Source organism: Streptomyces sp. sk2.1 (assembly GCF_008120935.1).
Lineage (GTDB): Bacteria > Actinomycetota > Actinomycetes > Streptomycetales > Streptomycetaceae > Streptomyces.
Genome location: NZ_RDBO01000066.1, coordinates 1 through 3,300, shown reverse-complemented (window position 1 = coordinate 3,300; position 3,300 = coordinate 1). Strand labels below are relative to the sequence as shown.

Sequence of the window (3,300 nt, the reverse complement as noted above, 5' to 3'; positions counted from 1 at the left end):
CCGCCAGCGACAACTCGACCAGCGTCTTCACCGGCCCGTCCGCACACAGCACCGCGTCGGTAAGCTCGAAGAGCGCATCGGCACGGGCGTAGAGGCATTCGTAGAACTCGACCCGAAAGCGGGACAACACGTCCAACGCCTGGCCTGTGGGCGCATCGGCAGACAGACTCATACACAGCGGCCGTTCTCTTGTACTTCGTGACTCGACATCTCGAAGCGTGGAGAACGGCCGCCTCCGCTGTCCCGGAAAGAACCGCAGGTCAGCAGGCCGGGTGACCTGCGACGTTAAACGTCAAGCTCAGGACACACCTGTCAACTCCATCAGACCCGCAGGTATGGTCCACCCGCGTTCCCCGCAAGGGAAGGCAGGCCGCTGGCCCCTCTGCGCGCTGGGCCCTATGACCGAGCAGGAGCATCAGTCTCTCGTCAGCTCCCTCGCCCGCCACGCGGGGGCGCGCTGGAATCCGGAACCCGGCGTGTAGCGGCATGGCCATGATGAAGGGCATCGAGCATCCGCAGCATGCAGCACTGCGAGACAACAGTCCTGGGCGCCTTGTGCGGCATGGGAGGCTCGACTTGTCCGAGCCCACGTTGAGTCGTTTCCAACCTGGCGGCGCTGATTGCGTGTTGGGCGGATCTATGGAACGACGAAGCTCCTGGTAGACGGGTTCACGACCAAGGTCCACCGTCCGGCCAGGCCTGCGGGACGTGGACCTCGCGGACGGTGTCGATCAGGTCGGGGAAACGGCCTTCCCGGCGGGCCTGGGCCAGCTGCACGGACAGCCGCCGGTACATCGGCGGCGTGTGCGGCAGCACTCCCTCGGCGGCGAACCGGTACATCACCTGGCGCAGCGTGACCTTGAGCGGCGCGTGCCCGTCCACGATCTCCCGCGCCCGGTGCACCACGGCCGTCCACCGGATCCGTTCACGAGCCATACCGGTACATGTACCCCTTCGGCGTCGTCACCGCGCAAGCTGCCAGCGTCGCAGGCCCTCGACGAGTTCGCGGTGCCACTCGGTGCGGCGCGGCACGTACGTGTCGGGCGCCGCGCCGAGTGCGAGGACCTGGTCCGTGATCCTGTAGGTGACCCGGTGGGCCAGGACCCGGGCGGCGTGGTCCATCCGCTTCTCCGTCTTGTGCAGCGCGGGTCAGCCGACGGACGGTGCAGCCCTGTCCGGGGCGTGCGCGGCCTCCAGCCGGTCCAGCCTCTCGTAGAGGGCCCGGACCAGGCGGGCGCGGTTCTGGACGCAGCGGATGGTGCCCTTGGGCGGTACGGACAGGCGGCGGTCGGCTTCTTGGAGGACGATTTCGGCGAGGGCTCCGCGGCCGTCGTTTTTGGGCAGGGTGGCAGCGTGGCGGCGGACGTCGTCGGCCACGGCGCGGGCGTGGCCTGGGCCTCGTCCTTGCGCACCCACGACTTCGCGGTGATYCCSAGATCTGCGGACGCAGGCTAGGTGCAGGTCAGGACTGGACGTTGTCTCGGCGGTTGACCTCGGTTCGTCAAGACGAGCGGGGCGCGCTCGTCAACGGGCCACCCTCGGTGTGGACGTACGTGGCGGTGGCCGCAGATCTCGGCATCACCGCGAAGTCGTGGGTGCGCAAGGACGAGGCCCAGGCCACGCCCGCGCCGTGGCCGACGACGTCCGCCGCCACGCTGCCACCCTGCCCAAAAACGACGGCCGCGGAGCCCTCGCCGAAATCGTCCTCCAAGAAGCCGACCGCCGCCTGTCCGTACCGCCCAAGGGCACCATCCGCTGCGTCCAGAACCGCGCTTGGCGTTTATCCTCGGCGGGCTTCGTGTTCCTTGATGGTCTCGGCGCGTTTGACGGTCTTGCCGACGTCGTGGCGCTTGGCGCGGTGTTTGTTCTTCGAGCCGGGCGGCCGCCCGGGGCCGGGGCGGGACGGTTTCGGTGTGGCTGCCGGACGGGCCGTGGTCGGTCGGAGGTTGCGAAACCCGCGGCGGACGCGGGCGGGGGTGAGGCGTCGTGGTTCGGTGCGGCGTTCCCAGGGGCGGCGGAGGTCTTCGGCGAGAGGTCGGGCGAGGCGGAGCTGGGTGTGGGCGGCGATGACGAGCCAGGTCCACAGGTCGGCGGTGTCCGCGTGGCGGACCTTCGGGGCGGTCCAGCCGAGCGTCTGCTTCATCAGCCGGAACGTGTGCTCCAGGTCGAAGCGGCGGAGGAACGACTGCCACCAGCGGTCGACATCCGTGCCGGTGGCGCCGGTYGCCGAACACCACAGCCAGACCGGTTTCGGGTCGCGGTCGCCAGGCAGGCGCTCGACCTTCAGCCGGATCAACGTGCMGTGGAGGATGGGAAGTTCCTCCTTGGTGTGCTTCAGCCAGGGGCCGCGGTGGGTGAGTCGGGGGTGCATCCGGTCCCAGGCCATCGCCTCGGCCTTGCCGTAGCGGGTGGTGTCCGTAGTTGTGGTGACCTCGGGCTGGTGCCAGCTCTCGGGCTTGCTGAAGGTGAGTACGCCGCCGTGTCGGCGCGGGCGGCCGCCCTTGGGCCCGGAACACGCGGGGCCCGGGTCACGGAGCATGACGCGGTCCGAGCGCAGACGCCCGACCAGCACCACCGGCAGATCCCCCAGGGCGTGGGAGAGGTAGGTGACGTCGTAGCCGGAGTCCATCACGATCAGGATCTCGGGATCGCCCGGATTCCAGTGCCCGGCCTGCATCAACCGCCCGACAACATCGCGTAGTTGGGTGGCGGTGACAGCGGTCGCGTCGTCCGCGGGGCCCAGGCGCACGGCGTCCAGCATCGCCACCCAGGAGGTGCGGCCCGCTTCCAGAGCGGCAACGAAGGAGTACGGCCAGCCTGGCACGAACTGGTCCGTCTTGCGGTCACCGCGTCCGTAGACGTGGCAGAACAGCCTCTCGTCGCTGGTCGGGGCATCGGGGCGGAGCCAGTTGGACACGTCCACGGCCAGCACGATCCGCCCGTCGGCCGCCCTTGGCAGCGGCAGGCCGGCCAGGGTCCGGCGCAACCGCGTCGGCTCCRGCCAGCCCCGATCCAAAGCGGCGTACAGGGCTCCGTGCCCACGCCGGTGCTCGGCCGCCAGCGACAACTCGACCAGCGTCTTCACCGGCCCGTCCGCACACAGCACCGCGTCGGTAAGCTCGAAGAGCGCATCGGCACGGGCGTAGAGGCATTCGTAGAACTCGACCCGAAAGCGGGACAACACGTCCAACGCCTGGCCTGTGGGCGCATCGGCAGACAGACTCATACACAGCGGCCGTTCTCTTGTACTTCGTGACTCGACATCTCGAAGCGTGGAGAACGGCCGCCTCCGCTGTCCCC

4 protein-coding genes and 2 pseudogenes are annotated in these 3,300 nt (G+C 69.3%); all 6 read right to left on the bottom strand.

The genetic code is table 11. The features are described from left to right. A pseudogene (locus EAO76_RS46540) lies at positions 1 to 172 on the bottom strand (transposase); the annotation flags it as partial. 497 nt (positions 173 to 669) lie between these two features. After that, complete coding sequence (locus EAO76_RS23755) at positions 670 to 936, bottom strand: hypothetical protein (RefSeq protein ID WP_187438765.1); 267 nt, start codon at positions 934 to 936, stop codon at positions 670 to 672. A gap of 27 nt (positions 937 to 963) precedes the next feature. Then, positions 964 to 1,122 carry a hypothetical protein gene (locus tag EAO76_RS44760; protein ID WP_187438764.1) on the bottom strand — a complete coding sequence of 53 codons (159 nt, stop codon included), beginning with the start codon at positions 1,120 to 1,122 and terminating at the stop codon, positions 964 to 966. Between the two features lie 27 nt (positions 1,123 to 1,149). Next, positions 1,150 to 1,392: pseudogene (locus tag EAO76_RS23750) on the bottom strand (restriction endonuclease); the annotation flags it as partial. Positions 1,393 to 1,501: 109 nt separating this feature from the next. Next, positions 1,502 to 1,711, bottom strand: coding sequence for a hypothetical protein (locus tag EAO76_RS47695; protein WP_187438763.1), 210 nt, complete (start codon positions 1,709 to 1,711; stop codon positions 1,502 to 1,504). A 69-nt stretch (positions 1,712 to 1,780) separates the two neighbouring features. Then, positions 1,781 to 3,226: an NF041680 family putative transposase gene (locus EAO76_RS23740; RefSeq protein ID WP_148837992.1), complete on the bottom strand. Its 1,446-nt coding sequence runs from the start codon at positions 3,224 to 3,226 to the stop codon at positions 1,781 to 1,783. Positions 3,227 to 3,300: the final 74 nt, after the last annotated feature.